Genomic DNA, 14,922 nt, shown 5'->3' on the forward strand with positions numbered 1-14,922 from the left:
CGCGACCTGGGAGTGCACTGTGGACAGTTCGCCCCGCGTTCCCGACCGCCTGGTCGCGGCCGCCGAACTGCTCGCGCTCGCCACACCGGCGGTCCCGTCACTACGATCGAACCGGCGGAAAGTGACTCAGGTCACTTAGGCGCTCCGCGCTGGAGGCGAGTAGCTTTCTAAGCGCTCGCTTACCGACGCGCTCAACGACGAGGAGGAGTTCCGTGACCGAGTCCCACTCCCGGGTCGCCATCGTGACCGGCGCCGGCCGAGGCATCGGCGCCGCGGTCGCACGCAAGCTGTCCTCGGACGGTTTCGCCGTCGCCCTGCTCGACCTCAACGAGGAGTCCGTGAAGCAGGGCGCGGAGGACATCACCTCGGCCGGCGGCAAGGCGATCGGGATCGCGCTCGACGTCAGCAACACCGAGCAGGTCGAGGCCGCGGTGGGCCGGGTCGCCGGGGAACTGGGGGCGCCGACCGTGTTGATCAACAACGCCGGCATCACCCGGGACAACCTGATCTTCAAGATGTCCGACGAGGACTGGGACGCGGTGCTGAACGTGCACCTGCGGGGCTCGTTCCTGATGACGCGCGCGACCCAGAAGTACATGACCGAGCAGCGCTGGGGCCGGATCGTGAACCTGTCCAGCACCTCTGCGCTGGGCAACCGCGGCCAGGTCAACTACTCGGCGGCCAAGGCGGGTATGCAGGGCTTCACCAAGACGCTCGCGATCGAGCTGGGCAAGTTCGGGGTCACCGCGAACGCAATCGCACCGGGATTCATCGCCACGGACATGACCGCGGCGACCGCCGAGCGGCTGGGCGTGCCGTTCGAGGACTTCAAGGCCGCCGCGGCAAAGGAGATCCCGGTGCAGCGCGTGGGCACGCCGGACGACATCGCGAACACGGTGTCGTTCCTGGTCAGCGAGGGCGCCGGGTTCGTCTCCGGCCAGGTCATCTACGTCGCCGGCGGACCGAAGGACTGACATCATGCGCGTCTTCTCCGGACTGGACGAGCTCACCCGGGCGGTGGGCGAAACGCTCGGCACGAGCGAGTGGCACACCGTCACGCAGGAGCAGGTGAACACCTTCGCCGACGCCACCGGTGACCACCAGTGGATCCACGTGGACGTCGAGAAGGCGAAGCAGGGCCCGTTCGGCGCCCCGATCGCCCACGGCTTCCTGACGCTGTCGATGCTGTCGATGCTCGCGCAGTCCGCCTACCGGGTGGAGAACCTGAGGATGGGCATCAACTACGGCCTGAACAAGGTGCGGTTCCCGCAGCCGGTCAAGGTCGGCGCGAAGATCCGCGGTGTCGCCGAGCTGGTCGAGGTCACCGACGTGCCGGGCGGCAAGCAGGCCGTGACGCGGTGGACGATCGAGATCGACGGCGAGGCCAAACCGGCGTGCGTGGCCGAGTGGGTGACGCGGCACCTCGGCTGAGGGCGAGCCCGCCTCCGGGCGGGCTTCCGCTACGGTAGCCACATACCGACCGGTCGGTACAGCAACGAGGCAAGGAGGCCAGTGTGACCCAGGAAGACCTGCCCGGACTCGATCTCGCGCGGCTGCGCGGCTACCTGGACGAGCACTTCCCCGGGCTCGTGCGGGGCCCGCTGACCGGTGCGGTCGTGCAGGGCGGCCGCTCGAACCTGACCTACATCGTCGGCGACGGCACCAGCCGCTGGGTGGTGCGGCGGCCACCGCTCGGCCACGTCCTGCCGACGGCGCACGACATGGTCCGCGAGCACCGGGTGATCAGCGCGCTCGGCGAGACCGCGGTGCCGGTGCCGCGCACGGTCGCGCTGTGCCAGGACAGCGAGGTGCTCGGCGCGTCGTTCTACGTCATGGAGTTCGTGCCGGGCACGCCCTACCGGGCGGCGAGCGAGCTGGCGGCGCTCGGCCCGCAGCGCACCAGGGCGATCGCCGAATCGCTGATGGACACGCTCGTCGACCTGCACGCGGTGGATCCGGCCGCGGTCGGCCTCGGCGACTTCGGGCGGCCGGAGGGCTTCCTGGAGCGGCAGGTGCGCCGGTGGAAGAAGCAGCTGGACGCCTCGCGCAGCCGGGACCTGCCGGGCGTGGAGGACCTGCACGACCAGCTGGCGCGGGCCATCCCGGCCTCCGGGCCGGCGGCGATCGTGCACGGCGACTACCGGCTGGACAACGTCCTGGTCGACGAGACCGACCGGATCACCGCGGTGCTGGACTGGGAGATGTCCACCCTCGGCGATCCGCTGACCGACCTGGCCCTGCTCGTCGCCTACGCGGAGCGGGACAAGGTCGATCTGGAGATCGTGTCCAACGTCAGCACCGCGCCCGGTTACCCGGGCAGTGACGAGATGATCGCGCGGTACGCGGAGCGGTCCGGCCGGGACGTCTCGGCGCTGGACTGGTACGTCGGGTTCGCGTTCTTCAAGCTGGCGGTGATCCTGGAAGGCATTTACTACCGGTTCAGCCAGGGCAAGACCGTCGGCACCGGCTTCGACCAGATCGGCGCGGCGGTCGTCCCGCTCGTCAGCCTCGGCCTCGACACCCTCAAGGACTGATCATGGACTTCGCCTTCGACGCACGCACCGAGGAACTGCGGGACCGGCTCCTGGAGTTCATGGACTCCCACATCTACCCCGCCGAGCCGGTCTACGAAGAGCAGCTGGCGCAGCGGGAGAACGAGTGGACCTTCCCGCCGATCGTGGCGGACCTGCAGGCCGAGGCGCGCAAGCGCGGCCTGTGGAACTTCTTCCTGCCCGGTGAGCACGGGCCGGGGCTGACGAACCTGCAGTACGCGCCGCTGGCGGAGATCACCGGCCGCAGCCCGCACCTGGCGCCGATCGCGCTGAACTGCGCGGCACCGGACACCGGGAACATGGAAGTGCTCGCGATGTTCGGCACCGAGCAGCAGCGCAAGCAGTGGCTGCAACCGCTGCTGGACGGCGAGATCCGGTCGGCGTTCGCGATGACCGAGCCGGACGTGGCCTCCTCCGACGCGCGCAACATCGCAACCAGCATCCGCCGCGACGGCGACTCCTACGTGGTCACCGGCCGCAAGTGGTACATCACCGGCGCGATGAACCCGAACTGCAAGATCTTCATCGTGATGGGCAAGACCGACCCGGACGCCGAGCCGCACCGTCAGCAGAGCCAGATCCTGGTGCCGCGGGACACCCCGGGCGTGCACGTCACGCGCGGCATGCACGTGTTCGGCTACACCGACGGCTCGCACGGCGGGCACGCCGAGGTGGTGTTCGACGAGGCGCGGGTGCCGGCCGAAAACCTGATCGGCGAGGAGGGCGACGGGTTCGCCATCGCGCAGGCGCGGCTGGGCCCCGGCCGCATCCACCACTGCATGCGCTCGATCGGCATCGCCGAGCGGGCCATCGAGATGATGTGCCGCCGCACCCTCAGCCGGTCCGCGTTCGGCAAGCCGATCGCCGAGCAGGGCGTGGTGCAGGACTGGATCGCCGAGGCCCGGGTGAAGGTCGAGCAGTTGCGGCTGCTGGTGCTCAAGACCGCGTGGCTGATGGACACCGTCGGCAACCGCGGCGCGCACACCGAGATCCAGGCGATCAAGATCGCCACCCCGAAGACCGTCGAGTGGATCCTGGACAAGGCGATCCAGGCGCACGGCGCGGGCGGGCTGTCCCAGGACTTCCCGCTGGCGCAGATGTGGGCCGGTATCCGCACGCTCCGCTTCGCCGACGGGCCGGACGAGGTCCACAAGCGCTCGCTCGCGCACCGCGAGCTGAAGAAGTACCGATCGGAGGCCCGATGAGCACAGTGACCGCCGACGACCTGCGTGCCCGGGTGGGCGAGTTGCTCGCCGCTCACCCACCGGCCAGCACGGACCGGCTGGAGTTCCTGCGGGCGCGGTTCGACGCCGGCCTCGCCTGGGTGCACTACCCGGAGGGCCTGGGCGGGCTGGGTGCGCCCCGGGAGCTGCAGAACGTCGTGGACGCCGAGCTGGCGAAGGCCGGCGCCCCGGACAACAACCCGCGCCGGATCGGCATCGGGCTGGGGATGGCCGCGCCGACGATCCTGCGGTTCGGCACCGACGAGCAGAAGCACCGCTACCTGCGTCCACTGTGGACCGGTGAGGAGGTGTGGTGCCAGCTGTTCAGCGAGCCGGGCGCCGGGTCCGACCTCGCCGCGCTGGGCACGCGCGCGGTGCGGGACGGGGACGAGTGGGTGGTCGACGGGCAGAAGGTGTGGACGTCGGTCGCGCACATCGCCCGGTTCGGCATCCTGGTCACCCGCACCGACCCGGACGTGCCCAAGCACCAGGGCATGACGTACTTCATCTGCGACATGACCGATCCGGGCGTGGAGGTGCGGCCGCTGCGACAGCTCACCGGGGAGGCCGAGTTCAACGAGGTGTTCCTGTCCGGGGTGCGGATCCCGGACGACAACCGCCTCGGCGCGGTCGGCGAGGGCTGGAAGGTCGCGCAGACGACGCTGATGAACGAACGGGTCGCGATCGGCGGCAACGCGATGCCGCGTGAGGGCGGTCTGATCGGGATGGTCACGCGGACCTGGCGGGAACGCCCGGAGCTGCGCACGCCCGAGCTGCACGACCGGTTGCTGAAGCTGTGGGTGGAGGCCGAGGCGGCGCGCCTGGCCGGGCAGCGGTTGCGCCAGCAGCTGGCGGTGGGCGCGCCGGGACCGGAGGGTTCGGCGATGAAGCTGGCCTTCGCGAAGCTGCAGCAGGCGCTGACCGGGCTGGAGGTCGAACTGTCCGGGGAGGACGGTCTGCGCTACGACGACTGGACGTTGCGCCGGCCGGAGAAGGTCGACATGCTCGGCCGCGGCCCCGGGTACCGTTACTTGCGCGCCAAGGGCAACTCGATCGAGGGCGGCACCTCCGAGGTGCTGCGCAACATCATCTCGGAACGCGTGCTCGGGCTGCCGTCCGAGCCGCGGGTGGACAAGGACGTCGCGTGGAAGGACCTGCCGCGGTGAGTGATCTGCTGTACTCCGAGGTCGAGGAGGACCTGCGGGCCAGTGTCCGGGACCTGCTGACCGACCGGGCCGGGTTCACCTCCGTGCTGGCGCGGACCGAGAGCGCCGAACCGTACGACCTGAAGCTGTGGCGCACGCTGGCCGGTGATCTCGGTCTGGCCGGGCTGGCCGTGCCGGAGTCGCTGGGCGGGCAGGGCGCGTCCTACCGCGAGGTGGCGGTCGTGCTGGAGGAGCTGGGCCGGTCGGTGGCTCCGGTGCCGTTCCTCGGGAGCGCGGTGCTCGCGACGACGGCGCTGCTGGCGGCCGGTGACCGGGAACTGGTGCCCCGCCTGGCCGGTGGCGAGCTGATCGGGGCGCTGGCGGTGCCGCTGACCTCGGCGCCGGAGTCCGGGTTCCCGGACGGGGTTTCGGCGAACACCGAGGGCGCGTTGAGCGGTGCGGTCCGGGCGGTGGTGGACGCGCCGGTGGCGGACGTGCTGATCGTGCCGGCGGCGGGACCGGACGGTGCGGGCCTGTACGCGGTGGAGCAGACCGCGGCCACGGTGAGCGATGTGGTGTCGCTCGACTTGACCCGGCGGCTGGCGGACGTGTCGTTCGACAACGCTTCATCCCGGTTGCTGGCATCCGGCGCGGAGGCCGAGTCGGCGTTGCGGCAGGCGCTGCGCGCAGGCGCCGGGTTGCTGGCGTCGGAACAGGTCGGGCTGGCTCAGCGGTGCCTGGACGAGACGGTGGCGTACCTGAAGCAGCGTTACCAGTTCGGCCGTCCGGTGGGTTCGTTCCAGGCGCTCAAGCACCGCTTGGCGGACCTGTACCTGGAGCTCGTGTCGGCCCGCGCCACGGCCCGGCACGCCGCGGACGCCCTGGCCACCGGCGACGACGAGGTGCCGGTCGCGGTCGCCGTGGCGGCCGCGACGTGCTCCGCGGTGGCCCTGCACGCGGCGGAGGAGTCGGTGCAGCTGCACGGCGGCATCGGGATGACCTGGGAGCACTCCGCGCACCTGTACCTCAAACGCGCCAAGAGCGACGAGCTCGCACTCGGCACGCCGGGACGGCATCGCGCCGCCCTGGCCGGACTGGTGGACCTGCCGCCCGCCTGAGTGCTCGCCCGGAGGCGGCCGGCGCACCGGAAACCGCCCGGCGCCGGCCGCCCCCGGCGGTGCGCGGTCAGGGCCGCAGCGAGTCGATCAGCAGGTCGGCGTAGTGCTCGCCGACCTCACGGGCGCTCAACCGGCCGTCGCTGCGGTACCAGAACGCCAGGTGGTGCACCGAACCGAAGAAGAAGTCCACGACGATGTCCGCCGGCTTGTCGGTGCGGAACACGCCGTCGCGCTGGCCCTCCTCGACCAGGGACCGGAACAGCACGTGGAAGTGGCGCCGATCGGCCCGCACGGCCTTGCGCTTGTCGGCGCCGAGCTGGTGCATGGACTGGAAGAAGATCGTGGTGTCGTCGAGGTTCTCGATGCTGCTCACCACGACGTCCACGGCGGCGGACCGCAGCCGGGCGCGCACCGGCTCACCATTGTGGACGACCTTCTCCAGCTGCTCGGTCTGCAGGCGCAGCACCCGGCCGTAGATCTCGTGCAGCAGATCGTCCTTGGAGCCGAAGTAGTGGTACATCGCGCCCTTGGTGACCCCGGCCGCGGTGACGATCTCCTGGACCGACGTGCGGTCGAACCCCCGCTCGGCGAACAACCGCGTCGCCACCGACAGCAGTCTCGCCGGCACCGGCTCCTCGGTCATCCGCACGTCCCTCCTCGACCGGCACAGGATACCCGCGCCGCGGCATCAACCCTGGTCACGCGCGGTCCAGGTGCGCCACCCGCGCCCGCCGGCCGGCCGAGGTGGCCGCGCACCTGGAAGCCACGCCGGCCCGCCCACCTGACTCACCGCTCCTGCGCGGCCTCGACCTTGCGCTGCAACTTGTTCATCCCGCCGAGCCACCGGTCCGTCTCGGTCGCGCGGGTGGCGTAGTACGCGGCCACCTCGGGGTGCGGCAGGATCAGGAACCGGTCGTCGGCGAAGGCTGCCATCACCGAATCGGCCACCTGGGACGGTTCGATCGCCGACGCACCCATGATCAGCTGACCGCCGGTGCCGGTCGCGGCGAGCATGTTCGTCTTCACGCCCTGCGGGCAGATCGCCTGGACCGTGATGCCGCGGTGGCGGTAGGTCGCGCTCAGCCACTCGGCGAACGCGAGCGCGCCGTGCTTGGTCACCGAGTACGGCGCCGAACCGAGGCTGGTCAGCAACCCGGCCGCGGACACGGTGGCGAGGAACCTGCCGCGGCCGCGCGCCAGCCAGCCCGGCAGCAGCTCGTGCGCGGCCCGCACGTGGGCCATCACGTTCACGTCCCACGCCCGCGCCCACACCTCCTCGGGCGCTTCCGGGCCGCCGTGCGGGGCGACGCCGGCGTTGGCGCAGTACAGGTCGATTTCACCCAGCTCGTCGTTCGCCCGCGCGACCAGCGAGGCGACGCCGTCCACGCTCGCCGCGTCACCGGCCACCGCGACCGCGCCGACCTCGGCGGCGACGGCCTGCACCGCCGCCGCGTCGAGATCGGCGAGCACGATCCGGGCTCCCTCGGCGGCGAACCGCCGGGCCAGCGCCGCACCGATGCCGCCACCACCACCGGTGATCACGACACCGGCCCCGCGCAACGGGAAGCTCACAGGCCGCCCCCCAGCGTCAGGCCGCCGTCCAGGACCACCGTCTGCCCGGTGATCCACCCGGCCTCGTCGGAGAGCAGGAACGCGACCGCACCGGCGATGTCCTCGGGCACGCCCAGCCGCTTCAGCGGGTACGCCGCGGAGACCTCCTCCTCGCGGCCCTCGTAGAGCGCGGTGGCGAACTGCGTCTTCACCACGGCCGGGGCGACGGCGTTGACCCGGATCTTCGGGCCGAGCTCGACCGCGAGTTCCTGGGTCATCCGGACCACGGCCGCCTTGCTCACGCCGTACATGCCGATGCCCGGCGAGGCCCGCAGCCCGGCGACGGAGGCGACGTTGACGACGGCACCGCCGTGTTCACCCAGCCACGCGTCGCGGGCCTTGCGCAGCCAGGCCAGCGGCGCGAGGACGTTGACGCTGAAGATCTTGGCCGCGACCTCGGGGTCGATGTCGAGCAACGGGCCGTAGACCGGGTTGATCCCGGTGTTGTTGACCAGGATGTCCAGCCGCCCGAAGGCGTCCAGCGTCTTCGCGATCGCCTCGTCCTGGTGGGCCGGGTCGTCGGCCTTGCCGGCCACCGCCATGGCGACGCCGGGGCCGCCCAGTTCGTTCACGGCGTCGGCCAGCGGCTCGGGCTTGCGGGCGGTGATGCACACCCGGGCGCCGCGCTGCACCAGCTCGCGGGCGATGCCGAAGCCGATACCCCGGCTCGCGCCGGTGACGATCGCGACGCGGTCCTTGAACGAGTTCACCATGACGGCTCCTGTCTCCTGTCCATGTGACTAAGCGCTCGCTTACAATGGTGACACCCGGACCGCCGTGTCAAGTCTCCCGCCAAGCGGTTCTCGACTGGGAGGATGCCGCCATGACGATCTCGCTGTCCGCCGAACTGTGGCCGGACGTGCAGCCGGACGCGGCGCGACGGTTGATGCAGGCCGCGGTCGAATCGTTCGCGCGCCGCGGCTACCACGCCACGACGACGCGTGACATCGCGAGCGCGGCGGGCATGAGCCCCGCCGCGCTGTACGTGCACTTCCCGTCGAAGGCGGCCCTGCTGTTCGCCATCAGCAAGAGCGGCCACCAGCAGACGCTCGACCTGGTCGAGGACGTCGCCCGGCGCGCCGACGAGCCGGCCGAGCGGATGCGCCGGATCGTCGTGGACTTCGTCGCCTGGCACGCCCGCCGGCACACGATCGCCCGGGTGGTGCAGTACGAGCTGCAGGCGCTGCCGGAGCAGGAGTACCAGGTGGTGGCCGACCTGCGGCGGCGCATCGAGCACCTCGTGCGCGAGGTCATCGTCGAGGGCGTGGCGCGCGGGCAGTTCGAGGTGGCCGACGTCAAGACGGCCGCGCGGGCGGTGCTGTCGCTGGGCGTCGACGTGGCGCGCTGGTACACCGAACGCGCCGGCAAGACGCCGAAGGCACTCGGCCGCGAGTACGGGGACCTCGCCCTGCGCATGCTCGGCGCGCAGCCCTGACCGGGGACGTCCGGGGCGTTCCCGGCTCCCTCTACAGTGGGCGCATGCTGAAACCGGATCCCGGCGAGCTGCTCGCCGTCGCCCGCGATGAGGCCCTGCTCGGCCGGTCCGAGGGCGGGGTACCGATCGGGGCGGCGCTGTTCACCGTGGACGGCGAGCTGCTCGGCCGGGGCCACAACCGGCGGGTCCAGGACGACGATCCGGCGATGCACGCCGAGACCGCGGCCTTCCGCGACGCGGGCCGGCGGCCGCACTACCGCGACACGGTCATGGTGACGACGCTGTCACCGTGCTGGTATTGCAGTGGCTTGGTGCGGCAGTTCGGCATCTCGCACGTGGTGATCGGCGAGACCCGCACGTTCTCCGGCGCCCACTGCTGGCTCGCCGGGCTGGGCGTGGGCATCACGATCGTGGACGACCCGGAGTGCGTGGCGCTGATGACCGGGTTCATCGAGCAGCACCCGGAGCTGTGGTTCGAAGACATCGGCGCCGGGACGTCCTGACCCTCACCACCGGTCCCAGTGCAGGACCTCGCGCCGGTCGATGCGCGGCGCGGGCCGGAAGTCGGTGCCGAGCGTGAAGGCGAGCGGCACGAGCGCGGCCAGCATGATCTCGTCGTGCGGCACGCCGAGGGCGGCCGCGAGCTCCCGCTCCCGCGGCGCGTGCGCGGTGGTCCAGACGGTGCCGAGGCCGCGGTTGCGCGCGGCCAGCATGAAGCTCCACACGGCGGGCAGGATCGAGCCCCAGGTCATGGCCTGGTCCAGCACGGGCGCGTGGTCGGTGCGGCCCTCGACGGCGGGGATGACGAACGCCGGCACCCGGTGGATGTTGTCGTAGAGGTACTGGGCGCCTTCGCCGATGCGCCGCATCGACTCCGGGTGGGCCGCCATCCGCCGCAGGTCGTTGTCGGTCACCGGACGTCCGCTCGCGGCGAGGACCGCGCGCCGGAAGATGCCGGCGACCGCGGCGCGCTGGGCCTTGCCGGTGACGACGAGGAAGTGCCAGCGCTGGCGGTTGCGGCCGGTGGGCGCCTGGGTGGCGAGGTCGATGCACTCCTCGATGAGGTGCCGCGGCACGGGCCGGGTGAAGTCGAGGCGTTTGCGCACGGCACGCGTGGTGGACAGGACCTCGTCGGCGGTCAGTTCGAGCGTCATGCGGGATCTCCCGAGCAATCGTTTGTAAGCAGATCATTTGCGACCATACGATCTGAATGATCTGCCGTCAAACGATCTGCTTCCAGACGATTGTGGTAGGGTGCGGGCATGGCGGCGAGATCACCGGAGACCCCGTCCTACTTCCCGCGCCTTGCGGCCGAACGGCTCGACATCGCGCTGTGCCGGGCGTCCGCCTCGGTCGCCCGGGCAGCGGACAAGGCCGCGGGCGAGCAGGGGCTGAGCGTGGGCCAGCACCTGGTGCTGAAGATGCTGGCAGCCGTGGGGCCGTGCTCGCAGCAGGTGCTGAGCGAGGAACTGCGGATCGACCGCAGCGTGATGGTCGGCGTCGCCGACGACCTGGAGAAGGCCGGGCACGTCCGGCGGGAACGGGACCCGCGGGACCGCCGGGCCTACGCGGTCCGGATCACCGACGCGGGGCGCCGGGCGCTGGCAGCGGCCGAGCGGAACGTGCCGGGTTTCCTGGACCGCACGTTCGAGGCGTTGTCGGCGGCCGAGCGCGCGCAGCTGGCGGCCCTGCTCGGGAAGCTGCTGGCCGCCGGCTGAGCCGCGCGCGGCGGGATCCGGGTCAGGCCACGTGGCCCACGGCCGGCGTGAGCACGGCGCGGCCGGCGTCGGTCAGGACGGCGGGCACCAGGCGCTCACCGTCCTCGGACGCCGGGCGGATGTAGCCGCCGTGGGCGAGGGCGTGCGCCGTCATCTGGTCACAGCAGGCGACCCCGTCGATGAAGAGGTCCGGCTCGCAGCTCGACGACATCACGGCGCGGCCCTGGGCCACCGCCCGCAACATCGCCCTCGCGCGATGGGACAGCTCGTCACCTGTACCGGACACCGGGATCAACCCCCTTGCGTCGTCACCTGCTGTTGTCCCAGTTATCGCACATTGGTCCATTAGTGTTAACGACCGAGGCGGCGACACGCCGTCAGCCACCCACCGAGGTGATTTCCGGGGTGACTTCGGGATCGGGGACGGCGGGTCCGAGAACCCGGACCCAGTGGCGGATGATGCGCCGGCGACGGGCGGTGTCGTCGGCGAGGAGGTTCGCCAGGCCGAGCCCCCGGGCGAGGTCGAGGGTCGTCTGGACGAGCTCGCGCACGCCCGGCCGGCTCTCGTCCACCCCCAGCAGCTCCACCGCGAGCCGGTGCGCCTCGCGCCCGACCTTGGCCTGCAGCGGGACCAGCACGCTGCGCAGCGATTCGTCACTGGACGCGGCCACCCACAGGTGCAGCGCGGCGCGGAACATCGGCCCGGTGTAGAGGTTGAGCAGCATGTCGACCACCGGCTCGATGCGGGACCGCCCGGCAGGCAGCCCGTGGGCGTCCCGCCGCATCTCGTCGATCTGCACCTCGCCGACGTACTCGACGGCCGCGGTGACCAGGTCCTCCCGGGTTGGGAAGTGGTGCTGGGCGGCCCCGCGCGAAACGCCGGCGCGCTGCGCGATCAGCGCGACCGTGGTGCCGGCCCACCCGACCTCGCCGATGCAGTCCACGGCTGCCTCGATGAGTTTGCGCCGGGTGGTCCGGCTGCGCTCCTGGCGGGGCTCCGGCACGGGTCTTCCCTTCTAGTACGACTTCGGCAGGCCGAGTGAGTGCTGGGCGACGAAGTTGAGCACCATCTCGCGGCTGACCGGGGCGATCCGGCCCACCCGGACGGCACCGAGCAGGGTGCCGAGCCCGTACTCCGACGCCATGCCGTTGCCGCCGTGGGTCTGGATGGCCTGGTCGACCGCCTTGATGGCGACCTCCGCGGCAGCGTACTTGGCCATGTTCGCGGCCTCGCCGGCACCGAAGTCGTCGCCCGAGTCGTACCGGGCGGCGGCCTTCTGGGTCATCAGCCCGGCCAGCTCCAGTTCGATCTTGATCTGCGCCAGCGGATGCGCCAGCCCCTGGTGGGAACCGATCGGCGCGCCCCACACGCTGCGCTGCTTCGCGTACGCCACGCCCTTGTCCAGCGCGTAGCGGGCGATGCCGAGGGAGAACGAGGCGCCCATGATCCGCTCCGGGTTCAGGCCCGCGAACAGCTGTGCCAGCGCGGCGTCCGCACTGCCGACGAGCGCCTCGGCAGGCAGCCGGACGTCGTCGAAGAACAGGCCGAACTGCTTGTCCGCCGAGACGAGATCCATCTCGATCTGCCGGTACTCGAACCCGGGCGTGTTCGTGGGCACGATGAACAGCGCGGGTTTGAGTTTGCCGGTCCTGGCGTCCGCGGTGCGGCCGACGACGAGCACCGCGTCGGCCTCGTCCACACCGGAGATGAACACCTTGCGCCCGTTGAGGATCCAGTCGCCGCCGTCGCGCCGGGCCGTCGTCGTCAGCCGGTGGGCGTTGGACCCGGCGTCGGGCTCGGTGATGGCGAACGACATCCGCACCTCGCCGGTGGCGAACCGGGGCAGCCACGAGCGCCGCTGCTCGTCGGTGCCGTAGCGGGCGATCACGGTGGCGCAGATCGCCGGGGACACCACCATCAGCAGCATCGGCGTGCCCGCCGCGCAGAACTCCTCGCACACCGCGGCCAGGTCACCGATGCCGCCTCCGCCGCCGCCGTACTCGGCCGGCACGGCGACTCCCAGGTAACCCAGGCGCCCGGCCTCGTTCCACAGGTCGCTGGTGTGGCCGCCGCTGCGGGCGACCTTGGTGTAGTACTCGTGACCGTAGCCGCGGGCCAGGTCGCCCACTGCCTGGCGCAGCGCGATCCGCTCGGGCGACTCGACGAAGTTCATGCTCGCTCCTTGGGGGTGACGACGGCGAGGACGGTGCCGGGTTCGACCTGACGGCCCACGGACACGGGGAGTTCGGTGACCTCGCCGTCGGCGGGCGCGGTGATCCGGTGCTCCATCTTCATGGCTTCCAGCCACAGCAACGGGTCGCCGGCGGCGACGGTGTCCCCGACCGCGACGGCGATCCGCAGCACGGTGCCGGGCATCGGCGCGACCAGCGAGCCGGCGGCGAGCGCGGCGTCCGGGTCGGTGAACCGCGGCACCGGGACCAGGTCGACGGCACCGAGCGCGGAGTCGACGCAGACCAGCCCGGGGTACCGCCCGACGCTGAACACGCGCCGGACCCCGCCGGCGTCGAGCACCACGCGCCCCGGGCTCACCTCGACGACGTCGGCGTCGTCCACGCGCAGCCCGGCGTGGTAGGCCACTTCGACCTCGGTGTCCCCGGCGAGGTAGCGCTTGCGCGACGGCGCGGACGGCACGTTGCGCCACCCGGCAGGCAGCCGCGGCAGCGTGGTCGCCGCGGCGCGGTTCGCCGCCGCCTCGGCCAGGGCCGCCGCGGTCGCCGACAGCCGCACCGCGGTGGCGTCCGCCGCCGGCCGGGACAGCACGTCCAGCCCGTGCCGGCCGAGGAACGCGGTGTCCGTGTGCCCGGCCAGGAACTCCGGGTGCCGCAGCACGTTGACCAGCAGATCGCGGTTGGTGCGCAGCCCGTGGATCCGCGCGCCGGACAGGGCCCGGGCCAGCCGCCGGGCTGCCTCGGCCCGGGTGGGCGCCCACGCGATCACCTTGGCGAGCATCGGGTCGTAGTGCACCCCGACCACGGAGCCGTCCGCCACGCCCGCGTCCAGCCGCAGCCCGGCCGCGCCGCCGAGGGCGAACTCGGTGTCCACGCCCGGGATGTGGAACCGGTGCAGCGTGCCGCTCTGCGGCTGCCACCCGGCGGCGGGGTCTTCGGCGTACAGCCGCACCTCGATCGCGTGCCCGCGGGCGGCCGGTGGCTCGGCGGGCAGCCGCTCCCCTTCGGCGATGCGGATCTGGAGCGCGACCAGGTCCAAGCCGGTGACGCACTCGGTGACCGGGTGCTCGACCTGCAGCCGGGTGTTCATCTCCAGGAAGTAGAACCGTCCGTCGTCCGTCGCCAGGAACTCCACGGTGCCCGCGCCGACGTAGTCGATCGCCTTCGCCGCCTTGCGCGCGGCGTCGAACAGCTCGGCGCGCATCGCGTCGCCGACCAGCGGGGAGGGTGCCTCCTCGACGACCTTCTGGTGCCGGCGCTGGATCGAGCACTCCCGCTCCCCCAGCGCCCAGACCGTGCCGTGGGTGTCGGCGAGCACCTGGACCTCGATGTGCCGCCCGGTCTCCAGGTACCGCTCGCAGAACACCGTCGGGTCGCCGAACGCCGACGCCGCTTCCGCGCGGGCGCTGTCCACGGCCCCGGCCAGCTCGGCCAGCGACCGCACGACCCGCATCCCCCGGCCACCACCGCCGGCGGATGCCTTGACCAGCACCGGCAGGTCGGCCTCGGTGACCGCTGCGGGGTCCAGTTCGGACAGTACCGGCACCCCGGCGGCCGCCATCAGCCGTTTGGACTCCACCTTGGAGCCCATGGTCGCGATCGCGGACGGCGGCGGGCCGATCCAGGTGAGCCCGGCGTCGAGCACCGCCTGCGCGAACGCGGCGTTCTCCGACAGGAACCCGTAACCGGGGTGCACGGCGTCCGCGCCGGCCGCGCGCGCGGCCTCGACCAGCAGGTCCGCGCGCAGGTAGGTCTCGGACGGGGTGTTACCGGGCAGCCGGACCGCCGCGTCGGCGTCGGCCACGTGCGGCGAGCCCGCGTCGGCGTCGGAGAACACGGCCGTGCGGGCGATGCCGAGCGCGGTGCAGGTGCGGAACACGCGGCGGGCGATCTCGCCGCGGTTGGCGACCAAGATGTTGTCGATCACGTC

General features: G+C 72.0%; 17 protein-coding genes. 9 read left to right on the plus strand and 8 right to left on the minus strand.

The window, feature by feature from the left end:
* Nucleotides 1-212: 212 nt before the first annotated feature.
* The 6 genes from fabG (at nt 213) to FHX46_RS17680 (ending at nt 6,038) form a co-directional block, all read left to right on the plus strand.
* Nucleotides 213-974 (plus strand): 3-oxoacyl-ACP reductase FabG, encoded by a 762-nt coding sequence (fabG, locus tag FHX46_RS17655; RefSeq protein ID WP_167116128.1) that lies wholly within the window; start codon nt 213-215, stop codon nt 972-974.
* 4 nt (nt 975-978) lie between these two features.
* Nucleotides 979-1,431, plus strand: a complete 453-nt coding sequence (locus FHX46_RS17660; protein WP_167116131.1) for a MaoC family dehydratase — start codon at nt 979-981, stop codon at nt 1,429-1,431.
* Nucleotides 1,432-1,514: 83 nt separating this feature from the next.
* Nucleotides 1,515-2,534: a phosphotransferase family protein gene (locus FHX46_RS17665; protein ID WP_167116134.1), complete on the plus strand. Its 1,020-nt coding sequence runs from the start codon at nt 1,515-1,517 to the stop codon at nt 2,532-2,534.
* A 2-nt stretch (nt 2,535-2,536) separates the two neighbouring features.
* Entirely contained in the window at nt 2,537-3,757 is a 1,221-nt protein-coding gene (locus FHX46_RS17670; protein ID WP_167116137.1) for an acyl-CoA dehydrogenase family protein, read from the plus strand.
* Complete coding sequence (locus FHX46_RS17675; protein WP_167116140.1) at nt 3,754-4,941, plus strand: acyl-CoA dehydrogenase family protein; 1,188 nt, start codon at nt 3,754-3,756, stop codon at nt 4,939-4,941. Before FHX46_RS17670 ends, FHX46_RS17675 begins: the two co-directional genes overlap by 4 nt.
* On the plus strand, nt 4,938-6,038 hold the full coding sequence (locus tag FHX46_RS17680) for an acyl-CoA dehydrogenase family protein (RefSeq protein WP_167116143.1): 1,101 nt from the start codon (nt 4,938-4,940) through the stop codon (nt 6,036-6,038). Before FHX46_RS17675 ends, FHX46_RS17680 begins: the two co-directional genes overlap by 4 nt.
* A gap of 67 nt (nt 6,039-6,105) precedes the next feature.
* Here FHX46_RS17680 and FHX46_RS17685 read toward each other — a convergent pair whose 3' ends face one another.
* The 3 genes from FHX46_RS17685 to FHX46_RS17695 all read right to left on the minus strand — a co-directional run bounded on the left by FHX46_RS17685 (nt 6,106) and on the right by FHX46_RS17695 (nt 8,362).
* A complete protein-coding gene (locus FHX46_RS17685) occupies nt 6,106-6,681 on the minus strand; it encodes a TetR/AcrR family transcriptional regulator (protein WP_167116146.1) in 576 nt (191 codons plus the stop codon).
* A 143-nt stretch (nt 6,682-6,824) separates the two neighbouring features.
* Entirely contained in the window at nt 6,825-7,610 is a 786-nt protein-coding gene (locus FHX46_RS17690; RefSeq protein ID WP_167116149.1) for an SDR family NAD(P)-dependent oxidoreductase, read from the minus strand.
* On the minus strand, nt 7,607-8,362 hold the full coding sequence (locus tag FHX46_RS17695; protein ID WP_167116152.1) for an SDR family oxidoreductase: 756 nt from the start codon (nt 8,360-8,362) through the stop codon (nt 7,607-7,609). The genes FHX46_RS17690 and FHX46_RS17695 overlap by 4 nt, the downstream gene beginning before the upstream one ends.
* A gap of 110 nt (nt 8,363-8,472) precedes the next feature.
* Here FHX46_RS17695 and FHX46_RS17700 point away from each other — a divergent pair, with 110 nt between their 5' ends.
* Together FHX46_RS17700 and FHX46_RS17705 are read left to right on the plus strand one after the other, a co-directional pair.
* Nucleotides 8,473-9,084: a TetR/AcrR family transcriptional regulator gene (locus tag FHX46_RS17700; RefSeq protein WP_167116155.1), complete on the plus strand. Its 612-nt coding sequence runs from the start codon at nt 8,473-8,475 to the stop codon at nt 9,082-9,084.
* Nucleotides 9,085-9,128: 44 nt separating this feature from the next.
* Nucleotides 9,129-9,587, plus strand: a complete 459-nt coding sequence (locus FHX46_RS17705; protein ID WP_167116158.1) for a nucleoside deaminase — start codon at nt 9,129-9,131, stop codon at nt 9,585-9,587.
* Nucleotides 9,588-9,590: 3 nt separating this feature from the next.
* Here the strand turns inward: FHX46_RS17705 and FHX46_RS17710 are convergent, their stop codons facing one another.
* The gene (locus FHX46_RS17710; protein WP_167116161.1) at nt 9,591-10,238 is read right to left on the minus strand and encodes a nitroreductase family protein; all 648 of its coding nucleotides are present in this window, start codon (nt 10,236-10,238) and stop codon (nt 9,591-9,593) included.
* A 108-nt stretch (nt 10,239-10,346) separates the two neighbouring features.
* On the opposite strand from FHX46_RS17710, the gene FHX46_RS17715 reads away from it, so the two are divergent.
* On the plus strand, nt 10,347-10,802 hold the full coding sequence (locus tag FHX46_RS17715) for a MarR family winged helix-turn-helix transcriptional regulator (RefSeq protein ID WP_167116164.1): 456 nt from the start codon (nt 10,347-10,349) through the stop codon (nt 10,800-10,802).
* 22 nt (nt 10,803-10,824) lie between these two features.
* On the opposite strand, the gene FHX46_RS17720 is transcribed toward FHX46_RS17715, so the two are convergent.
* From FHX46_RS17720 to FHX46_RS17735, 4 genes are all read right to left on the minus strand, one after another.
* The gene (locus tag FHX46_RS17720) at nt 10,825-11,088 is read right to left on the minus strand and encodes a hypothetical protein (RefSeq protein ID WP_313886172.1); all 264 of its coding nucleotides are present in this window, start codon (nt 11,086-11,088) and stop codon (nt 10,825-10,827) included.
* 91 nt (nt 11,089-11,179) lie between these two features.
* On the minus strand, nt 11,180-11,806 hold the full coding sequence (locus FHX46_RS17725; protein ID WP_167116167.1) for a TetR/AcrR family transcriptional regulator: 627 nt from the start codon (nt 11,804-11,806) through the stop codon (nt 11,180-11,182).
* A 12-nt stretch (nt 11,807-11,818) separates the two neighbouring features.
* Nucleotides 11,819-12,976 (minus strand): acyl-CoA dehydrogenase family protein, encoded by a 1,158-nt coding sequence (locus tag FHX46_RS17730; protein WP_167116170.1) that lies wholly within the window; start codon nt 12,974-12,976, stop codon nt 11,819-11,821.
* Nucleotides 12,973-14,919, minus strand: a complete 1,947-nt coding sequence (locus FHX46_RS17735; RefSeq protein ID WP_167116173.1) for an acetyl/propionyl/methylcrotonyl-CoA carboxylase subunit alpha — start codon at nt 14,917-14,919, stop codon at nt 12,973-12,975. The genes FHX46_RS17730 and FHX46_RS17735 overlap by 4 nt, the downstream gene beginning before the upstream one ends.
* Nucleotides 14,920-14,922: the final 3 nt, after the last annotated feature.

Source organism: Amycolatopsis viridis (genome assembly GCF_011758765.1).
GTDB lineage: Bacteria > Actinomycetota > Actinomycetes > Mycobacteriales > Pseudonocardiaceae > Amycolatopsis_E > Amycolatopsis_E viridis.